Raw genomic sequence first — 16,170 nt, forward strand, 5'->3', positions numbered from 1 at the left:
GCGTCCGTAGCTCAGTTGGTTAGAGCACCACCTTGACATGGTGGGGGTCGATGGTTCGAGTCCATTCGGACGCACCAAATTTATTGCATGTAGCTTGCGTTAAATATTTTGTTAGTTCAGTCGCCAGGGTAGTAGTCGTTGCAGTTGGTAACACTGTAGCGTCAAGTCAGTCGGGTAATGTGCGTCCGTAGCTCAGTTGGTTAGAGCACCACCTTGACATGGTGGGGGTCGATGGTTCGAGTCCATTCGGACGCACCACTCTGGCAACAGGTTTATCATCTTTAGATGCGTTCTTAGCTCAGTTGGTTAGAGCACCACCTTGACATGGTGGGGGTCGATGGTTCGAGTCCATTAGAACGCACCACTCTGCATTTGCGGTTTACTCTCTGTTTTCTTAATCTTCCCAATACTCTTTTACCCCCCTATCTCCTGCAATATGTAACCGAGATAAAGCAATAAATATCAACCAATCGCCCTGCCACCTCCTGCTTGTTTTTCAACCCTGGATTGGCTAAAAATGTTAAAAATCACACCAGTTGCGCAACAAACTAAGAAATATTCGCAATACTTGCGCGACTAATTCCCCCTTTTTATAAAAAACGGCAATGAGTTTCTGTTTTCTATTTCATTTCCCGTTACTTACCGCTTATAATACGAACCGTCGTTTCAGTTGAATGGTTTCAGCATCTTGATCTGCCGATACGCTAAAAAAATACAACTCACATTTACGCCATCGTATACCGATCATGCGGTTAGCCTCGTGCTAAAGTTTTCCGCTCAACTTCCGCAACTGTCATCTATCCTTAGTAATGTTTTGCTTCTTTGTAACGTTTCGCTACACCAGACACTAATCAGATCCCACTCCGTTGATCTCATTAACGGAACTTTCGTTTTTAATCCATCACAACTTGTAGAAAAATCCTCATGAACATGAACGACAAAAAGACTAAAATTGTTTGTACTATCGGTCCCAAAACCGAATCTGAAGAAATGCTGACAAAACTGCTTGATGCCGGCATGAACGTTATGCGTTTGAACTTTTCTCATGGTGACTATGAAGAACATGGTCAACGTATCAAGAATATTCGTGCTGTCATGGCAAAAACCGGCCACAAAGCTGGCATCCTGCTGGACACCAAAGGCCCTGAAATCCGCACCATGAAACTGGAAGGCGGCAAAGATGCAGCCCTGGTTGCCGGTCAAACTTTCACCTTTACCACGGATCAAAGTGTTATCGGTAACGACAATATCGTTGCTGTGACTTATCCCGGTTTTGCTGCTGACCTGAAAATTGGTAATACCGTGCTGGTTGACGATGGTCTGATCGGCATGGAAGTGACTGAAGTCACTGAAAGCACCGTGGTATGTAAAGTACTGAACAACGGTGATCTGGGTGAAAACAAAGGCGTTAACCTGCCAGGCGTTTCTATCCAGCTACCTGCATTGGCTGAAAAAGATAAAGCTGACCTGATCTTTGGTTGTGAGCAAGGTGTGGACTTCGTTGCAGCCTCGTTTATCCGTAAACGTTCAGACGTGCTGGAAATTCGCGAACACCTGAAAGCGCACGGTGGCGAGCATATCCAAATCATCTCTAAAATCGAAAACCAGGAAGGTCTGAATAACTTCGACGAAATCCTGGAAGCATCTGACGGTATCATGGTTGCCCGTGGTGACCTGGGTGTTGAGATCCCGGTTGAAGAAGTTATCTTCGCGCAGAAGATGATGATTGAGAAATGTAACCGCGCTCGCAAAGTTGTTATCACTGCAACGCAAATGCTCGATTCAATGATCAAAAACCCACGCCCTACCCGTGCAGAAGCTGGCGACGTTGCTAACGCCATTCTGGACGGTACAGACGCCGTGATGCTGTCGGGTGAAAGCGCCAAGGGTAAGTACCCATTAGAGTCTGTCACCATCATGGCGACCATCTGTGAGCGTACAGACCGAATTATGCCTAGCCGCATTGATACGCTGAATGATAATCGTAAAATGCGTATCACCGAAGCCGTTTGCCGTGGCGCGGTAGAAACAGCAGAAAAGCTGGAAGCAAAACTGATTATCGTTGCCACTGGCGGCGGTAAATCAGCAAAATCAGTGCGTAAATACTTCCCTACCGCCACCATTCTGGCATTGACCACCAATGAAACCACCGCACGTCAGCTTATTCTGACTAAAGGCGTGGTGACTCAACTGGTCGATAAGATCGCTTCAACTGATGATTTCTACCGCATCGGTAAAGAAGCTGCTTTGGCCAGCGGTCTGGCACTGAAAGGCGAAGTTGTGGTTATGGTTTCTGGTGCTCTGGTGGCAAGTGGCACCACCAATACTGCTTCGGTGCACGTGTTATAATCCCAACACGTCCTCTCGGATGATAATTAAAAACGCCGCTTTCAATAGCGGCGTTTCCTTTTTTAAACCGTCCAAATAAACTTTCTGAAAAATCTGCTTTATCCCAACTGCGTTAAAGCCATTTTTTCAAATAAGACTTATCCCATAGAATCCGGCTGTTTTGCCTCGTTTTTTTAACTTTTTTTTAAAACAAGGTGCTTCTTTGAGCGAACGATCAAAATAAACCCCTCTAACACTAAAAATTTATTCTCTTTCGAAAAAACTTTGTGTAATACTTGTAACGCTACATGGAGATTAACTTAATCTAGAGGGTGTTAATAATGAATCGTACTAAACTTGTACTGGGCGCGGTAATCCTGGCTTCAACTATGCTGGCTGGTTGTTCAAGCAATGCTAAAATCGACCAACTGTCTTCTGACGTTCAAACTCTGAACGCTAAAGTTGACCAACTGAGCAACGACGTGAACGCAATCCGTTCTGACGTTCAAGCAGCTAAAGACGATGCAGCACGTGCTAACCAACGTCTGGACAACCAAGCTCACGCTTACAAGAAGTAATATTACTTCCTGAAAATGAAAAATGGCGCACATTGTGCGCCATTTTTTTTACCCCGCTAAAATGAATCCCTGACGTTACCTTCCTTGATATCGACCTTCCTTTGCTACTACTCGCCATATCATCCTGCGGTTGCTGCTACACGCTTTGCCACGACGGATAAGTTGCCATGGCAAAGGTGCATCTAAAACTTAATTAGCGGCGGAGTAGACCGGACCTGGCTGAACCAGCTTAGGTGCGGCTTCATCAGCCGGTTGCTGCTCTTCTGTCTGCGGTTGTGCCTGTTGCTCGCCCTGAGGCGCTACAGCGGCCGGAGCCTCTACAGGGGCAGTCTCACCTACCGTTACGATGACGGGCATACCAGCGCGGCGTACAATCGCATCCTGGACCACTTGAGCATCAGTCTGGCTGTCACTCATAAACTTCAGTAGGCTGCTGCTAATCGCAATTGGCATCGTTTGTGGGTCATCACTGTCTACACGGGACAACGGCTGATGAACTTCCACATAACGTTTACCATCAGGTTCTACGGAATATTTAACCGGTTCGTTGACTATCTGTACGCGAGTACCTTTAGGTACTGAGCTGAATAGTGCCTTGATATCATCAGGACGTAAACGGATACACCCGGAGCTGACACGCATACCGATACCAAAGTTGGCATTAGTACCGTGGATCAAGTACTCACCGCCGCCGGCTGACAGACGCATAGCAAACAGGCCCATTGGGTTTTCCGGCCCTGCTGGAACAACTGATGGCAAGGTAACGCCTTGTGCCAGGTAGTGCTTACGGATGTTCGCAGTCGGTGTCCAGGTCGGATTCGGGATCTTCTGGCTAACAGACGTCGTCATCGTCGGAGTATTACGCCCTAACTGGCCGATACCGATAGGATATACGATGACCTTGTTCTGGCCTTTAGGGTAGTAATAAAGACGCAGCTCAGCCAGGTTGATGACGATACCTTCACGTGGGGTATCAGGCAGCAACATCTGGGTCGGGATAGTTAATACTGAACCCGGTAACGGCAAATACGGGTCAGCACCTGGGTTGGCTTCGAGCATCCCCAGCAAACCGATTTTATAATCGGCAGCAATAGCCTCAAGCGGACGGCCATCGTTTGGAACGGTATAGGTAGTATTTTCACCAATCAGACGGCTATTGGCTGGCGGTAGAGGATACTCGGTCGCATTGGCAGCGGTGATACTTCCCGCCATACAAGTTGCGAATAACATACCAATCAAAGTTAATGCACGTTTCATGCTTAGTTCCTACATCACTTCTTCAAATTCGGTTTACACGGCTATACCCGATAGATTTCAAGTTGCAGGAAGGCGGCAAACAAATGAATCCCGCTGAGCTTACGCAAGTAAGTGATTCGGGGGGATGAGAGCAGCCAACACACCAGCAGTTTGAAAGATGACGGGTATATCTACGTTAATTCTAGCAGCCAATTATAAGGCCAACATATAGTAACAGCCATTATTATAAAGGCAATTTATATCTCTAGAAATCAAGGTGTTACAAAGTAATTTATTATGCTTTATCCAGCAAGAAAGCCGATTTAACCTGCTGAAATTCCACCATTTTAAGACTGTGACCCATGACGCAAAAATGGTCAGCCACCGAGGAATAAAGCACAAAATGTTGGCATGAATTAGTGAGCTTTTAAACTTGCCGCTTTAATGCGAATAGCCCGGATCATCGCTTCCAGACCTTGCGAACGCGATGGTGTCAGGTGCTGACTCAGGGCTAAGTCGGCAAAAAATGGCCGAACATCCAATTCGATTATCTGTTGTGGCGTTAAACCTTGATAAAGGATAAACACCACCGCGACCAACCCTTTAACGATAGCCGCATCACTGTCACCGGCAAAAACCACCTGGCCCTCATCAGAGATTGTCATGGCAATCCACACCTGGCTTTGGCAACCGGAAATAAGATTCTCCGGCTGGCGCTGTTGTTCCGTTAACGCTGCCAACTGCCCACCTAACTCGATCACATACAGATACTTTTCTTCCCAATTCAAACAACGGGAAAAGTTACGAATCAATTTATCTTTATCTGGCAAAACAGCCATAGCGTGCTTCCTGATACCCTTTGTACTTGATGTCGCAGGAGATTAAGACCCACTGCCCCGCCAAATTACACGAACGTGTAAGCTCATTGGCATTAATGAGTTTCATCCTACGGCATCAATAATGTGGTAATAGTTGATTTTAGTTACGGCGCTTATTAATAGCACTCAACCTAGTAATTTTTCAATGCGCTGTAGCCCTGCCACCAAGCGATCGACTTCCTCACGGGTATTATAAAGTGCTAATGAGGCACGACACATACTCGGGACCTGGTAGAACGCCATCAGAGGCATGGCACAATGATGACCAGTACGAATCGCGATACCGTATTGGTCAAGGAAACTGCCAACATCATACGCGTGGTGCACCCCTAAATTAAACGCGATAACCCCGGCACGGGCTTGCGGGCCATAAAGTGTCAGGCTGTTTACCTGACCCAGTTGTTTCAAGGCATACTGCATCAGCGACTGCTCATAGTGCTGGATCTGCGCAAGTCCAAGATCAGTAACATAACTGATAGCCGCACCCAGTCCCATAATGCCTGCGGTATTGGGTGAACCGGCCTCGAAACGCCACGGCGCATCAGCAAAAGTGGTACCTTGCGTCAGGCTAACGGTTTTGATCATCGAACCGCCCCCTTCCCATGGTGGCATGTGTTGTAGCAGTTCACTCTTGCCGTATAAAATACCAATGCCCGACGGTCCATAAAGTTTATGGCCGGAGAAGACATAAAAATCACAATCCAATGCCTGCACATCTATCGATTGATGCATGATAGCCTGCGCACCATCCACCAGCACCACCAGACCAGCAGCTTTAGCCTGAGCAACAATCTGCTGTATGGGATTCACGGTCCCCAATACGTTGGAAACCTGAGTAATCGCCAACAACCGGGTGGTGTCATCAATTAAGTCCGCCAATGCCGCTAACTCAAGTTCCCCGGTCGCCGTCAGCGGCCAGATACGAATTTCAACACCCAAGTCAGTTGCTAACATCTGCCACGGCACAATATTGGCGTGATGCTCCATCTCAGTGATGATGATGCTGTCACCGGCGCTCAGGAAATGACGGCCATAACTGTTAGCCACCAGGTTGATGGCCTCGGTGGTCCCTTTAACAAAAACAATCTCTTCAGCCGAGGCGGCATTAATAAAACCTGCAACCTGGCTGCGCACCGCTTCCATCTGTTGGGTCGCTTCGCTACTTAGGGTATGGATACCACGATGGACTGCGGCATAACCCTCACGATAAAAGTTAAGCTCCCTGTCGATGACCACTTGTGGCTTCTGTGCGCTGGCGGCGCTGTCCAGATAGGCCAGCGGCTGGCCGTTAACCTGACGGCTCAGCAGTGGAAAATCAGCTCTGACCTGTTCGATAGGGAAACTCATAGCGATTCTCCGGCTAAGCGCTCAGCAATCCGCGCCAGCACCACTTTGCGAATGGCGTCGCTGTGAATGGCTTCCGTCAATTCGGCGGCAAAGGCAAAAATAATCATCTGTTGCGCATCAGCCTGATTAATCCCGCGCGATTGCAGATAAAAAAGCTGTTCTGCATCAATGCGCCCAACCGTCGCACCATGACTGCATTTCACATCATCGGCATAAATTTCTAACTGTGGCTTGGTATCAACTTCAGCCAATTTACTCAACAGTAAATTATTGTTGGTCATCTGGCCGTCAGTTTTTAATGCATGTTGAGCCACTTTAATCATGCCGTTAAAGATAGCTTTACCCCGTTCACGCACAATGGTTTTGTGTAACTGGCGGCTTTCACAATAACCCTTGTTGTGCTCCAGATAGCTGCGGGTATCGCAGATTTCGCGCCCTATCGGGAGCAGCAAGCTATTAATAGATAACGTGGCACCTTCACCGTTCAGCTGGGCGCTGGTATTATGACGGGTCAACCCGGCACCCAGCAGGAAACTATAACTACGCGCCCGCGCATCACGACTTAATACCAGATCATTATGGGCAAAGTGATAGCTGTGAGGGGTTTCAAATGCCAATTTACAATGGCGCAGTTCAGCGTTATCACCTACCGCAATGGTAAGCCGTGCGCCGGTAAAGTGAGGGTGCTCACTCAGACTAACGAAATGTTCAATCACTTCAGCCTGTGCATTAGCTTCAATCACCAGATGGTGTCGGTAGTGACTGGTATTCACCACGTCAGAATCATTGCCTGAGCTGATATGCAGCAGATAAAGCGGCTTCTCACTGTGTTTCCCCACCGGCAATCGGATATGCAGACTTTCCTGCGCCAGACTTTCCGTCAGATGCAAAAACACCTCAGATTGGATCGCCGGAGGAAACTGCGTATTTCCACTCAGGTTGGTCAGTTGATAAGGGCCACACTCAATATCACTGAGTTCAGGTGCATATCGGCCATCAATAAAGACTAAACGATGAGCATCTTGCACCAACGACAGTTCATCGCGTTGGCTAGCCGTCACCTGCGCAGGGCTGGCGAAACTGAAATTATTGACCAGCAAACGTTCCAGTGGCGTGTATTTCCAGTCTTCATGTTTAAAGCTCGGGAAGCCCAACTGCAACACCTGTTGCCAGTGCGCACTAGCCTGTGTTGAATGGCCACTCTGGCGCTGATTAAACAGTTGACCGAAGTGCTTGAGCGCATCAGCACGCTGTTTTTGTTGCAGATGCTGCTGTTCCAGCATTTTACTGTTGGTCGGTAAGCCAGCCATAGCCTTGCTCCTCCAACTGTTTTACCAATGTGAAATCACCTGACTTAATGATCCGCCCCTGATACAGCACATGCACAAAGTCGGGTTTTACATAATCAAGGATACGCTGATAGTGAGTCACAATAATAAATGCACGGTTTTCGTTACGTAGCGAGTTAACCCCGTTAGCGACAATTTTCAGCGCATCAATATCCAGCCCAGAGTCGGTTTCATCCAGAATACATAACGAGGGTTCCAGTGCCGCCATTTGCAGAATATCGTTACGTTTCTTTTCGCCGCCGGAGAAGCCCACATTAACCGAACGGGTCAACAAATCAGCCGGCATCTTCAGTAACTCAATTTTTTCTTCAATAAAATCAGCGAAATCAAAGCGGTCCAATGGCTCTTGCTGGCGATATTTACGCACCGCATTGACGGCAGTTTGCAAGAAGAAATGGTTACTGACACCCGGAATTTCCACCGGGTACTGAAAAGCCAAAAATACGCCTTCACCCGCGCGATCCTCTGGGTCCAACTCCAGCAGGTCTTTCCCTTTAAAGGTTATATGCCCCTCGGTCACCTCATACTCTTCACGCCCCGCCAACGCGGCAGATAATGTACTTTTCCCTGAGCCGTTTGGCCCCATGATGGCGTGCACTTCACCGGGTTTGATCTCCAGATCCAAACCTTTGAGGATTTCATTACCTTCAACACTGACTTTTAAATTCTTAATGCTTAACATAGGGTTCCTTGGTGCGCCAGAGCGCAAAACTCTGCGAATGCGTGTTTCAACTCACACTTAACCGACACTGTGTTCCAGACTGATGGCTAACAGTTTCTGTGCTTCGACGGCAAACTCCAGTGGCAGTTCGGAGAACACATCTTTACAGAATCCGTTAACAATCATTGAGATGGCATCATCTTCACTGATGCCACGCTGCAAGCAATAAAACAGTTGGTCATCGCCAATTTTTGATGTTGTCGCTTCGTGTTCCAATTGGGCTGAGTTATTGCGCACTTCCACATACGGGAAGGTATGCGCACCGGAGTCCGGCCCAATCAACATCGAATCACATTGCGTGAAGTTACGTGCGTTATCCGCACCGGGCAGGATTTTCACCAAACCACGGTAGGTGTTCTGGCTATGCCCAGCAGAGATCCCTTTGGCAATAATTGTTGATTTGGTGTTTTTGCCAATATGAATCATCTTGGTACCGGTATCGGCTTGCTGGTGGCCATTCGTTAGTGCCACCGAGAAGAACTCACCGATTGAGTTATCACCCTGTAAAATAACGCTTGGATATTTCCAGGTAATAGCGGAGCCAGTCTCAGATTGAGTCCATGACATTTTTGAACCCGCACCTTCACACAGCGCACGTTTGGTCACGAAGTTAAGAATACCGCCAGTGCTATCAGCACCGGCGAACCAGTTCTGCACCGTTGAGTATTTCACTTCAGCATTTTTGTGCAAAATGACTTCAACGACCGCAGCGTGTAGCTGGTAGCTGTCTCGCACTGGCGCTGAGCACCCTTCGATATAACTGACATAACTGTCTTCGTCAGCAATCAGAATGGTGCGTTCAAACTGCCCTGTTTTAGCCGCATTAATACGGAAATAGGTGGATAGCTCCATCGGACAGCGCACACCTTTTGGCACATAAACAAAAGTGCCATCAGAGGCCACCGCCGCATTTAACGCGGCAAAAAAGTTATCTTTAGCCGGTACCACCGACCCCAGATATTTACGTACCAAATCCGGGTATTCCTGAATGGCTTCGCTAAATGAGCAGAAAATAATCCCTTGTTCGGCTAATTTCCCACGATAGGTAGTCGCAACCGAAACCGAGTCAAAAATAGCGTCTACTGCTACCTCGGCCCCTTCGCGTACCGGAACCCCTAGCTGGGCAAAGGCAGATTCGACCTCTGCGGTGAGGTACTCATTCATCGCCTGTTCAGACAGATCACGTGGTGCCGCACTGTCCGCAGACGATTGCTGCACTGCACCGGGTTGCAAATCACAACTGTCATCACAACTGCCACAGGATGGGGCGGAGTAATAACTGTAATCCTGATAATCCAGACTTTTATAATTGGCTTTCAGCCAGTGAGGCTCTTCCATTTCGAGCCAACTACGATAAGCACCAAGACGAAACTCCAGCATCCATTCAGGCTCATTACGTTTCGCTGAGATGGCGCGAATGACATCTTCACTAAGGCCTTTCGCTAACTGATCAGTCGCAAGCTGGGTAAAAAAGCCTTCTTTGTAACGACCATCGCTGACCCAAGCCTGCACATCATCTGGAACCTCTACATTGCTTCGTGTCATTTCGTTTACATCGCTCAAACGCCAAAACTCTCGCCACACCCGCAGGAATGCTGAGCTTTAGGATTATTAAATTTAAAAATCTGGTTTAGCCCTTCGCGGACATAATCCACCTCGGTGCCATCGATAAACGGCATCGCTTTTAACGGTACGTAGAGTTTGGCACTGCCCTGTTCGAAAACCAGAGCGTCGCTGGCGGGCTCTTTAGCCATATCCATTACATAAGCAAACCCCGCACAACCGGATTGTTTCACGCCAAGCTGCAACCCTTTAATTTGCGGATCTTGCTGCATGAGCCGTGTAATTTGTGCGGCAGCGCTCTCTGTTATCGTTACACCCTGCCAGACATTCTCGTCGAGTGAAAATGTCCCGACTGATTCCTGTTGCATATGCCCTACCTTATATTTCGCAATCACCCATTAGGTTGATCTTTTCAGGTTAACAATTTGCTGGCTGATTATTGAAGAATCAACACAGATTATTCACAATGGTAGTGATAATAATTATCACTTCAACCGTTTGTTTTGCAGGGATATTAAGAAAAGTGCCGTTTGAACCTCGAATGAGGCGGCAACGAGTAAGCATGCTGCGATGGCCGAAGAGGTCTGGAGGAAAAAATGCACTTTTATCACCCTGAAATAAATGAATAAATTCCCCGGTGACGCTAGAACCCCTTACTATATCAAGGGCTAATCGCAGTCAGCCGCTGAGTATTTAAAACATTCATAAAAAATACCTATTTCTGTTTTAACTTTAGCTGAAAACCCCCACAGGGGAAACCTATCATAGAGATTCGCCGCATTTATCGGATAAATGAAACAGTCTGAAGGGAGCAGCAGCAAGTGCCATGAGCTGTTGAAGTCACTCAGAGCCGTTGGCTGGCCCTGAGTAGTCTAATCACGTGTAATTTGGCGGGGAATGACCTTATCGGGACAACACGGCGACGGTTAAACGCGAGGTACAACACAGATGGTCTTCTTCATCAAAAACCTCAATCTGCCACACCTGATGGCTGCGGCCGATATGAATGGCCCGACAGCAACCCCGTACTTTCCCGGAACGTACTGCTTTCAGGTGGTTAGCATTAATCTCCAACCCCACGACTTGCTGGCCTTCGGTGGTACACAGATATCCGGCCATCGAACCGAGCGACTCCGCCAGCACCACCGACGCACCACCATGAAGCAAACCGAAAGGTTGAGTCGTCCGCTGGTCTACTGGCATCGTGGCTTCTATTTCGTTATCAGAGAGGCGGGTAAACTCAATGCCCAAATGCCCAACCATACAGCCCTGGCATTGCTGGTTTAACTGTTCCAGCGTTGCGGTGCGTTTCCACAGCATCTTTTCCCCTTGGTTGTTGAAATTACAGCAGTAATAGCTGTTCTGATTACTCAGCCCATCCTTGGGCTTTGCCTCTGCGAGGCGGCGGCAAGTAGCACCAAGTAAATAGCATACTCAGCTCGCAGGTTAAACCAGCTCAAGCAAAGCTTGTAACGGATGTCTCAGTCCATTGCCTTCAATACGTTTAACCTGACTCCGGCAAGAGTAACCTGTGGCTAAACAACGTTTACCCGGTAACTTTTGTAACGCCTGTTGCCAGGATAACGCGTAAATACCCAACGAGTTATCGATGTTCTTCGCTTCATGACCATAAGTTCCGGCCATGCCACAACACCCGACACTGATGTTTTCCAGTTTGGCACCATAACGGGAGAATATTGCTGCCCAGTGCTGGCTGCTGGCAGGTAGTGCCGTGGTTTCGGTGCAATGTCCAAACAGGTACCAGGATTCGCCACTCATCTGCTGCTCTGGCAGGTCAGCCAGGGCCACTTGTAGCCATTCGTGCACCAATTGCACCGCAAAGTCACCGCGCGTATCACCAAGAATCTCTTTATATTCATCGCGATAACAAAGAACCAGCGCCGGATCAACCCCAACCATCGGCATCCCCAGTAACGAAATGCGATTAAGAAAATCTGCCGTCTTACGCGCCGTTTTAGCAAAACGTTGCAGGAAACCTTTAATGTGCTGCGCTTTACCGTTGGGTGAGAATGGCAACAGCACGGGATTGAAGCCCAGTTTTTCGACCAAGCGAACAAAATCCGCCACCACCTGAGCGTCGTAGTAACTGGTGAAGGGATCCTGCACGATCAGCACATGCTGGCGGCGCTCTGACTCAGACAGTTTCTCCAACTGCTCCAGGGTCATAGTACTGGCATAATGGCCGGATAATGATTGCTTCAACGTTGGGCTAGAAAGCATCGGTAAGTCCACCATACCAATACTCTTCCGGCTTAGCTCCCTGACCCACGGTTGTTTGAGGAAAAAGTTAAACACTTTTGGGGTTTTGGCCATTAACGGCGCATAACTCTCTACTCCAGCCACCACATAGTCACGCAGTGGGCGGTGATAACGGGTGTGATACAACTGTAGGAAGCGGGAACGGAAGCCCGGTACATCAATTTTTATCGGGCACTGCGTCGAGCAAGCTTTGCATGCCAGACAACCTGACATCGCCTCTTTGACTTCATGTGAGAAATCATAATCCCCCTGACTGGCAGCCCAGGTATTACGGGTTTTCTCAATCAAACTACGCAGGCTGGGGCGTTTGGTCGCCAGCCCTTTCTCTAGTGCAATGGGGTCAACCCCTTGCTCAGATAACAGCCGTAACCATTCTCGCACCAGCGTTGCCCGGCCTTTTGGTGAATGAATACGGTCACCGGTAATCTTCATCGACGGGCACATCGGGCTACGTGCATCAAAGTTAAAGCACAGACCGTTACCATTACATTCCATCGCACCACGGAATGAGGTTCTTACTGCTAACGGAATACGCCGGTCCAAGGTACCGCGTTTATCTGAGGTATCCACTTTCATCATTGGCGCATCACTGCCCAACGGTGAGCATATTTTCCCCGGATTTAAGCGATTATCAGGATCGAAAACGGATTTAATGCGCCGCAACTCGTGGTAAAGCACTTCACCAAAGAAGTCAGGGCTGTATTCTGCACGGAACCCCTTACCGTGCTCGCCCCATAGCAAGCCGCCATAGCGCGCCGTCAGTTGCACCACTTGGTCAGATATCTGTTTCATCAGCATTTCTTGCTGTGGATCGCACATATCCAGCGCTGGGCGTACATGTAATACCCCCGCATCCACGTGGCCAAACATGCCGTAGCTCAAATTGTGGCTATCAAGCAGTTGGCGGAACTCGACAATATAATCGGCCAAATGTTGTGGTGGCACACAGGTATCTTCCGCAAACGGAATGGGCTTAGCCTGGCCTTTACTGTTGCCTAACAAGCCAACCGCTTTTTTGCGCATACCATAGATGCGCTCAATACCCGCTAACTCACTGCAAATCTGGTAACCAATAACGCCGCCTTGCTGAGCAGACATCAGGTCATCCAAGCGCTGACAAAGTGCCTCCATTTGACTATCGATCAGTGCCTTATCATCACCGGCAAACTCAACGATATTCAACCCCAGCATCTCTTTATCAGGGATATCGGTAATCAGCTCTTTTACTGAGTGCCAGACAATATCTTCTTTGGCCAGATTAAGAACTTTAGAGTCCACGGTTTCCACTGACAGCGCTTTGGCTTCCACCATAAACGGGGCATTACGCAGAGCGGAATCGAAGGAGTCATACTTTACATTCACCAGACGGCGAACTTTAGGCAGCGGCGTTATATCCAGTGTCGCTTCAGTAATGAAGGCCAGAGTGCCTTCTGCACCGGTTAAAATTCTTGTCAGGTCAAAGGTTTGCAGGTCATCGCTGAAAACATGACGTAAATCATACCCGGTCAGGAAACGGTTTAATTGCGGGAATTTCTCCAGAATCAGCGCGCGCTGCTCACGGCAGTGATGCAGCACCGTATGATAAATACGGCCGGTTACAGAGTCCTCCTGCGCAATCGTTTGTGCCAATGCCGTCGGCATGGCGCGGGTATCGAGCAGGGTTCCACCCAGCAATATGGCACGTAGCCCCAACACATGGTCGGACGTTTTGCCATACACTAGCGACCCCTGACCGGAAGCATCGGTATTGATCATTCCACCCAACGTAGCGCGGTTACTGGTCGATAACTCGGGCGAAAAGAAGTAGCCGAATGGCCGCAGATATTGATTGAGCTGATCTTTAATCACCCCCGCTTCAACCCGCACCCAACCCTGTTCGGGATTAATCTCCAGAATACGGTTCATATGGCGCGACATATCCACCACAATGCCACTGTTCAGTGCCTGGCCATTGGTGCCAGTCCCGCCGCCGCGCGGCGTAAATACCAGGGATTTAAAACTCTCCAGGCCAGCCAGACGGCCAATCAAGGCAACATCCGCAGTCGAACGAGGAAAAACCACGGCGTCGGGTAGCAGTTGGTAAATGCTGTTGTCCGTTGCCATGGTCAGGCGGTCGGCATAATTAGTGGCGGTATCGCCGGTGAATCCGTTTTGCTTCAAAGCATCCAAAAAATCCAGCACCAACTGGATGACACCCGGTGCCTGAGAAATCTGTGGGATCATTAGTGTGACCCTATCTAATAGGTATGTTTGTGGTTCCGCCAAGAGATTATCTGCTAGCAATCCTCTTTGTCGAATAATTTATGTCAATTCAGAATGATGAGAAAGTGATGCGTATCTGCCGAGGATAAATGCGGCAATAAATCATTAAGTATCAAAATTATATATTGTATAAATAATAGTCGCACCACGCCGAAAGAACATTGTTTCAGCACCTTGGTTGCGGTCGGTGTTTTGTTATGTCCAAGCTAATGCTATTTTTTAACAAATCACAGCAGTAAAATCCGGCGTTGTCTGTTAAAACATTAAAAAATACACCATGATTAGTACAGATGCTTAATTAGTTCAAAATCTAATGAGTGCCTAAAAAACAGTGCGATGGCCACCTTGCCATGACTTTCGATGTGAGAACCCATTGATGAATTACCCGCAGCAGCGCCGTTTCGATTTACCTAAACTGATGTTTGGGGTGATATTCATTATGATAATGATTATCGCCAGTTTCTGGGTGGTACAGCCTTTTATTATGGGTTTTGCCTGGGCGGGCATGGTAGTCATTGCGACCTGGCCACTGCTGATTAGGTTGCAAAGGCTACTTTGGGGTAAGCGCTGGCTGGCTGCTATTGTCATGACTCTGCTGCTGGTGTTGCTGTTTGTCATCCCGATAGCCCTACTGGTCAGCAGCCTGGTGGAAAACAGCGGCCCGCTTATCCAGTGGGCATCCAGCCCGTCTAATGTGCGCATGCCGGATATGACCTGGTTGCAATCGATCCCAATGGTGGGGAACAAACTCTATAGTAGTTGGCATACATTGGTTGCCGGTGGTGGCAATGCGATGATCGCCAAAGTTCAACCCTATATTGGTGCGGCCGCGACCTGGCTGGTAGCTCAAGCCGCCCATGTCGGTTATTTTTTGATTCATCTGGCGCTGATGGTGCTATTCAGTGTTTTACTCTATTTCCATGGTGAGCAAGTCGGGCTGGGTATCCGCCATTTTGCGGTGCGCGCTGCCGATAAACGTGGCGATGCCGTCGTGGTGCTGGCCGCTAAAGCTATCCGGGCCGTCGCATTGGGGGTCGTGGTCACCGCACTGGTACAGGCAGTGCTGGGTGGGATTGGGCTGGCGATTGCGGGCATTCAATACGCCACACTGTTTACCGTATTAATGTTTATCTGCTGCGTAGCTCAACTTGGGCCACTGTTGATACTGGTCCCGGCGATTATCTGGTTGTATTGGACCGGTGATACCACCTGGGGTACGGCACTGCTGGTTTGGAGCTGTATCGTTGGTACTATGGATAACGTTTTGCGCCCCTACCTTATCCGTATGGAAGCCGATATGCCGATGATTCTCATCCTGTCCGGGGTGATTGGTGGCTTGTTGTCATTCGGCATGATTGGCTTGTTTATTGGGCCAGTGGTGTTAGCCATCTCCTATCGCCTGACTTCTGCCTGGGTCAATGAAGCACCGGAGCCTGAAGAGAGTATGAAGGAAGTTGCCAAGCATTTAGAAGAGCTTTAGCACTTACCGGGGTTTGGTAGTTATGCTGCCGAACCCCTATTATCCAGCGACATTCGCTATTAACAATTAAGAACAACCGTTTTAATTCCTCTATTTCTATTCTCAACCTGTATTTCATTAGTTATTAAATAGAATGATTATTAATAAC

General features: G+C 48.5%; 12 protein-coding genes and 3 tRNA genes. 6 read left to right on the forward strand and 9 right to left on the reverse strand.

Annotation, left to right across the window (positions count from 1 at the left end; translation table 11 throughout):
- The 5 genes from V2A85_RS15525 (at position 1) to V2A85_RS15545 (ending at position 2,906) form a co-directional block, all read left to right on the forward strand.
- Positions 1 to 77: transfer RNA gene (locus tag V2A85_RS15525), tRNA-Val, on the forward strand.
- 104 nt (positions 78 to 181) lie between these two features.
- Positions 182 to 258, forward strand: a tRNA-Val gene (locus tag V2A85_RS15530).
- A 29-nt stretch (positions 259 to 287) separates the two neighbouring features.
- Positions 288 to 364, forward strand: a tRNA-Val gene (locus V2A85_RS15535).
- 566 nt (positions 365 to 930) lie between these two features.
- Positions 931 to 2,349 (forward strand): pyruvate kinase PykF, encoded by a 1,419-nt coding sequence (gene pykF / locus V2A85_RS15540; protein ID WP_372559909.1) that lies wholly within the window; start codon positions 931 to 933, stop codon positions 2,347 to 2,349.
- Positions 2,350 to 2,669: 320 nt separating this feature from the next.
- Positions 2,670 to 2,906, forward strand: coding sequence for a major outer membrane lipoprotein (locus tag V2A85_RS15545; RefSeq protein ID WP_005165631.1), 237 nt, complete (start codon positions 2,670 to 2,672; stop codon positions 2,904 to 2,906).
- Between the two features lie 189 nt (positions 2,907 to 3,095).
- On the opposite strand, the gene V2A85_RS15550 is transcribed toward V2A85_RS15545, so the two are convergent.
- The 9 genes from V2A85_RS15550 to V2A85_RS15590 all read right to left on the reverse strand — a co-directional run bounded on the left by V2A85_RS15550 (position 3,096) and on the right by V2A85_RS15590 (position 14,503).
- The gene (locus V2A85_RS15550) at positions 3,096 to 4,163 is read right to left on the reverse strand and encodes a L,D-transpeptidase family protein (RefSeq protein ID WP_083158729.1); all 1,068 of its coding nucleotides are present in this window, start codon (positions 4,161 to 4,163) and stop codon (positions 3,096 to 3,098) included.
- A 395-nt stretch (positions 4,164 to 4,558) separates the two neighbouring features.
- Positions 4,559 to 4,981 carry a cysteine desulfuration protein SufE gene (sufE, locus tag V2A85_RS15555; RefSeq protein ID WP_420071785.1) on the reverse strand — a complete coding sequence of 141 codons (423 nt, stop codon included), beginning with the start codon at positions 4,979 to 4,981 and terminating at the stop codon, positions 4,559 to 4,561.
- Between the two features lie 165 nt (positions 4,982 to 5,146).
- Positions 5,147 to 6,367: a cysteine desulfurase SufS gene (sufS, locus tag V2A85_RS15560; protein WP_420071786.1), complete on the reverse strand. Its 1,221-nt coding sequence runs from the start codon at positions 6,365 to 6,367 to the stop codon at positions 5,147 to 5,149.
- Entirely contained in the window at positions 6,364 to 7,677 is a 1,314-nt protein-coding gene (gene sufD / locus V2A85_RS15565) for a Fe-S cluster assembly protein SufD (RefSeq protein ID WP_372559126.1), read from the reverse strand. Before sufD ends, sufS begins: the two co-directional genes overlap by 4 nt.
- Positions 7,652 to 8,398, reverse strand: coding sequence for a Fe-S cluster assembly ATPase SufC (gene sufC, locus V2A85_RS15570; protein WP_083158725.1), 747 nt, complete (start codon positions 8,396 to 8,398; stop codon positions 7,652 to 7,654). The genes sufD and sufC overlap by 26 nt, the downstream gene beginning before the upstream one ends.
- Positions 8,399 to 8,455: 57 nt before the next feature.
- On the reverse strand, positions 8,456 to 9,982 hold the full coding sequence (gene sufB, locus V2A85_RS15575; protein ID WP_420071787.1) for a Fe-S cluster assembly protein SufB: 1,527 nt from the start codon (positions 9,980 to 9,982) through the stop codon (positions 8,456 to 8,458).
- 14 nt (positions 9,983 to 9,996) lie between these two features.
- On the reverse strand, positions 9,997 to 10,368 hold the full coding sequence (sufA, locus tag V2A85_RS15580; protein WP_083158723.1) for a Fe-S cluster assembly scaffold SufA: 372 nt from the start codon (positions 10,366 to 10,368) through the stop codon (positions 9,997 to 9,999).
- 535 nt (positions 10,369 to 10,903) lie between these two features.
- Positions 10,904 to 11,320 carry a hotdog fold thioesterase gene (locus V2A85_RS15585; protein ID WP_083158721.1) on the reverse strand — a complete coding sequence of 139 codons (417 nt, stop codon included), beginning with the start codon at positions 11,318 to 11,320 and terminating at the stop codon, positions 10,904 to 10,906.
- 126 nt (positions 11,321 to 11,446) lie between these two features.
- Positions 11,447 to 14,503 (reverse strand): FAD-binding and (Fe-S)-binding domain-containing protein, encoded by a 3,057-nt coding sequence (locus tag V2A85_RS15590; RefSeq protein WP_420071788.1) that lies wholly within the window; start codon positions 14,501 to 14,503, stop codon positions 11,447 to 11,449.
- 415 nt (positions 14,504 to 14,918) lie between these two features.
- Between V2A85_RS15590 and ydiK the strand changes: the two genes are divergently transcribed.
- Entirely contained in the window at positions 14,919 to 16,022 is a 1,104-nt protein-coding gene (ydiK, locus tag V2A85_RS15595; RefSeq protein WP_083158718.1) for an AI-2E family transporter YdiK, read from the forward strand.
- Positions 16,023 to 16,170: the final 148 nt, after the last annotated feature.

Source organism: Yersinia sp. 1252 StPb PI (assembly GCF_048593885.1).
GTDB classification, from domain to species: Bacteria; Pseudomonadota; Gammaproteobacteria; order Enterobacterales; family Enterobacteriaceae; genus Yersinia; species Yersinia enterocolitica_E.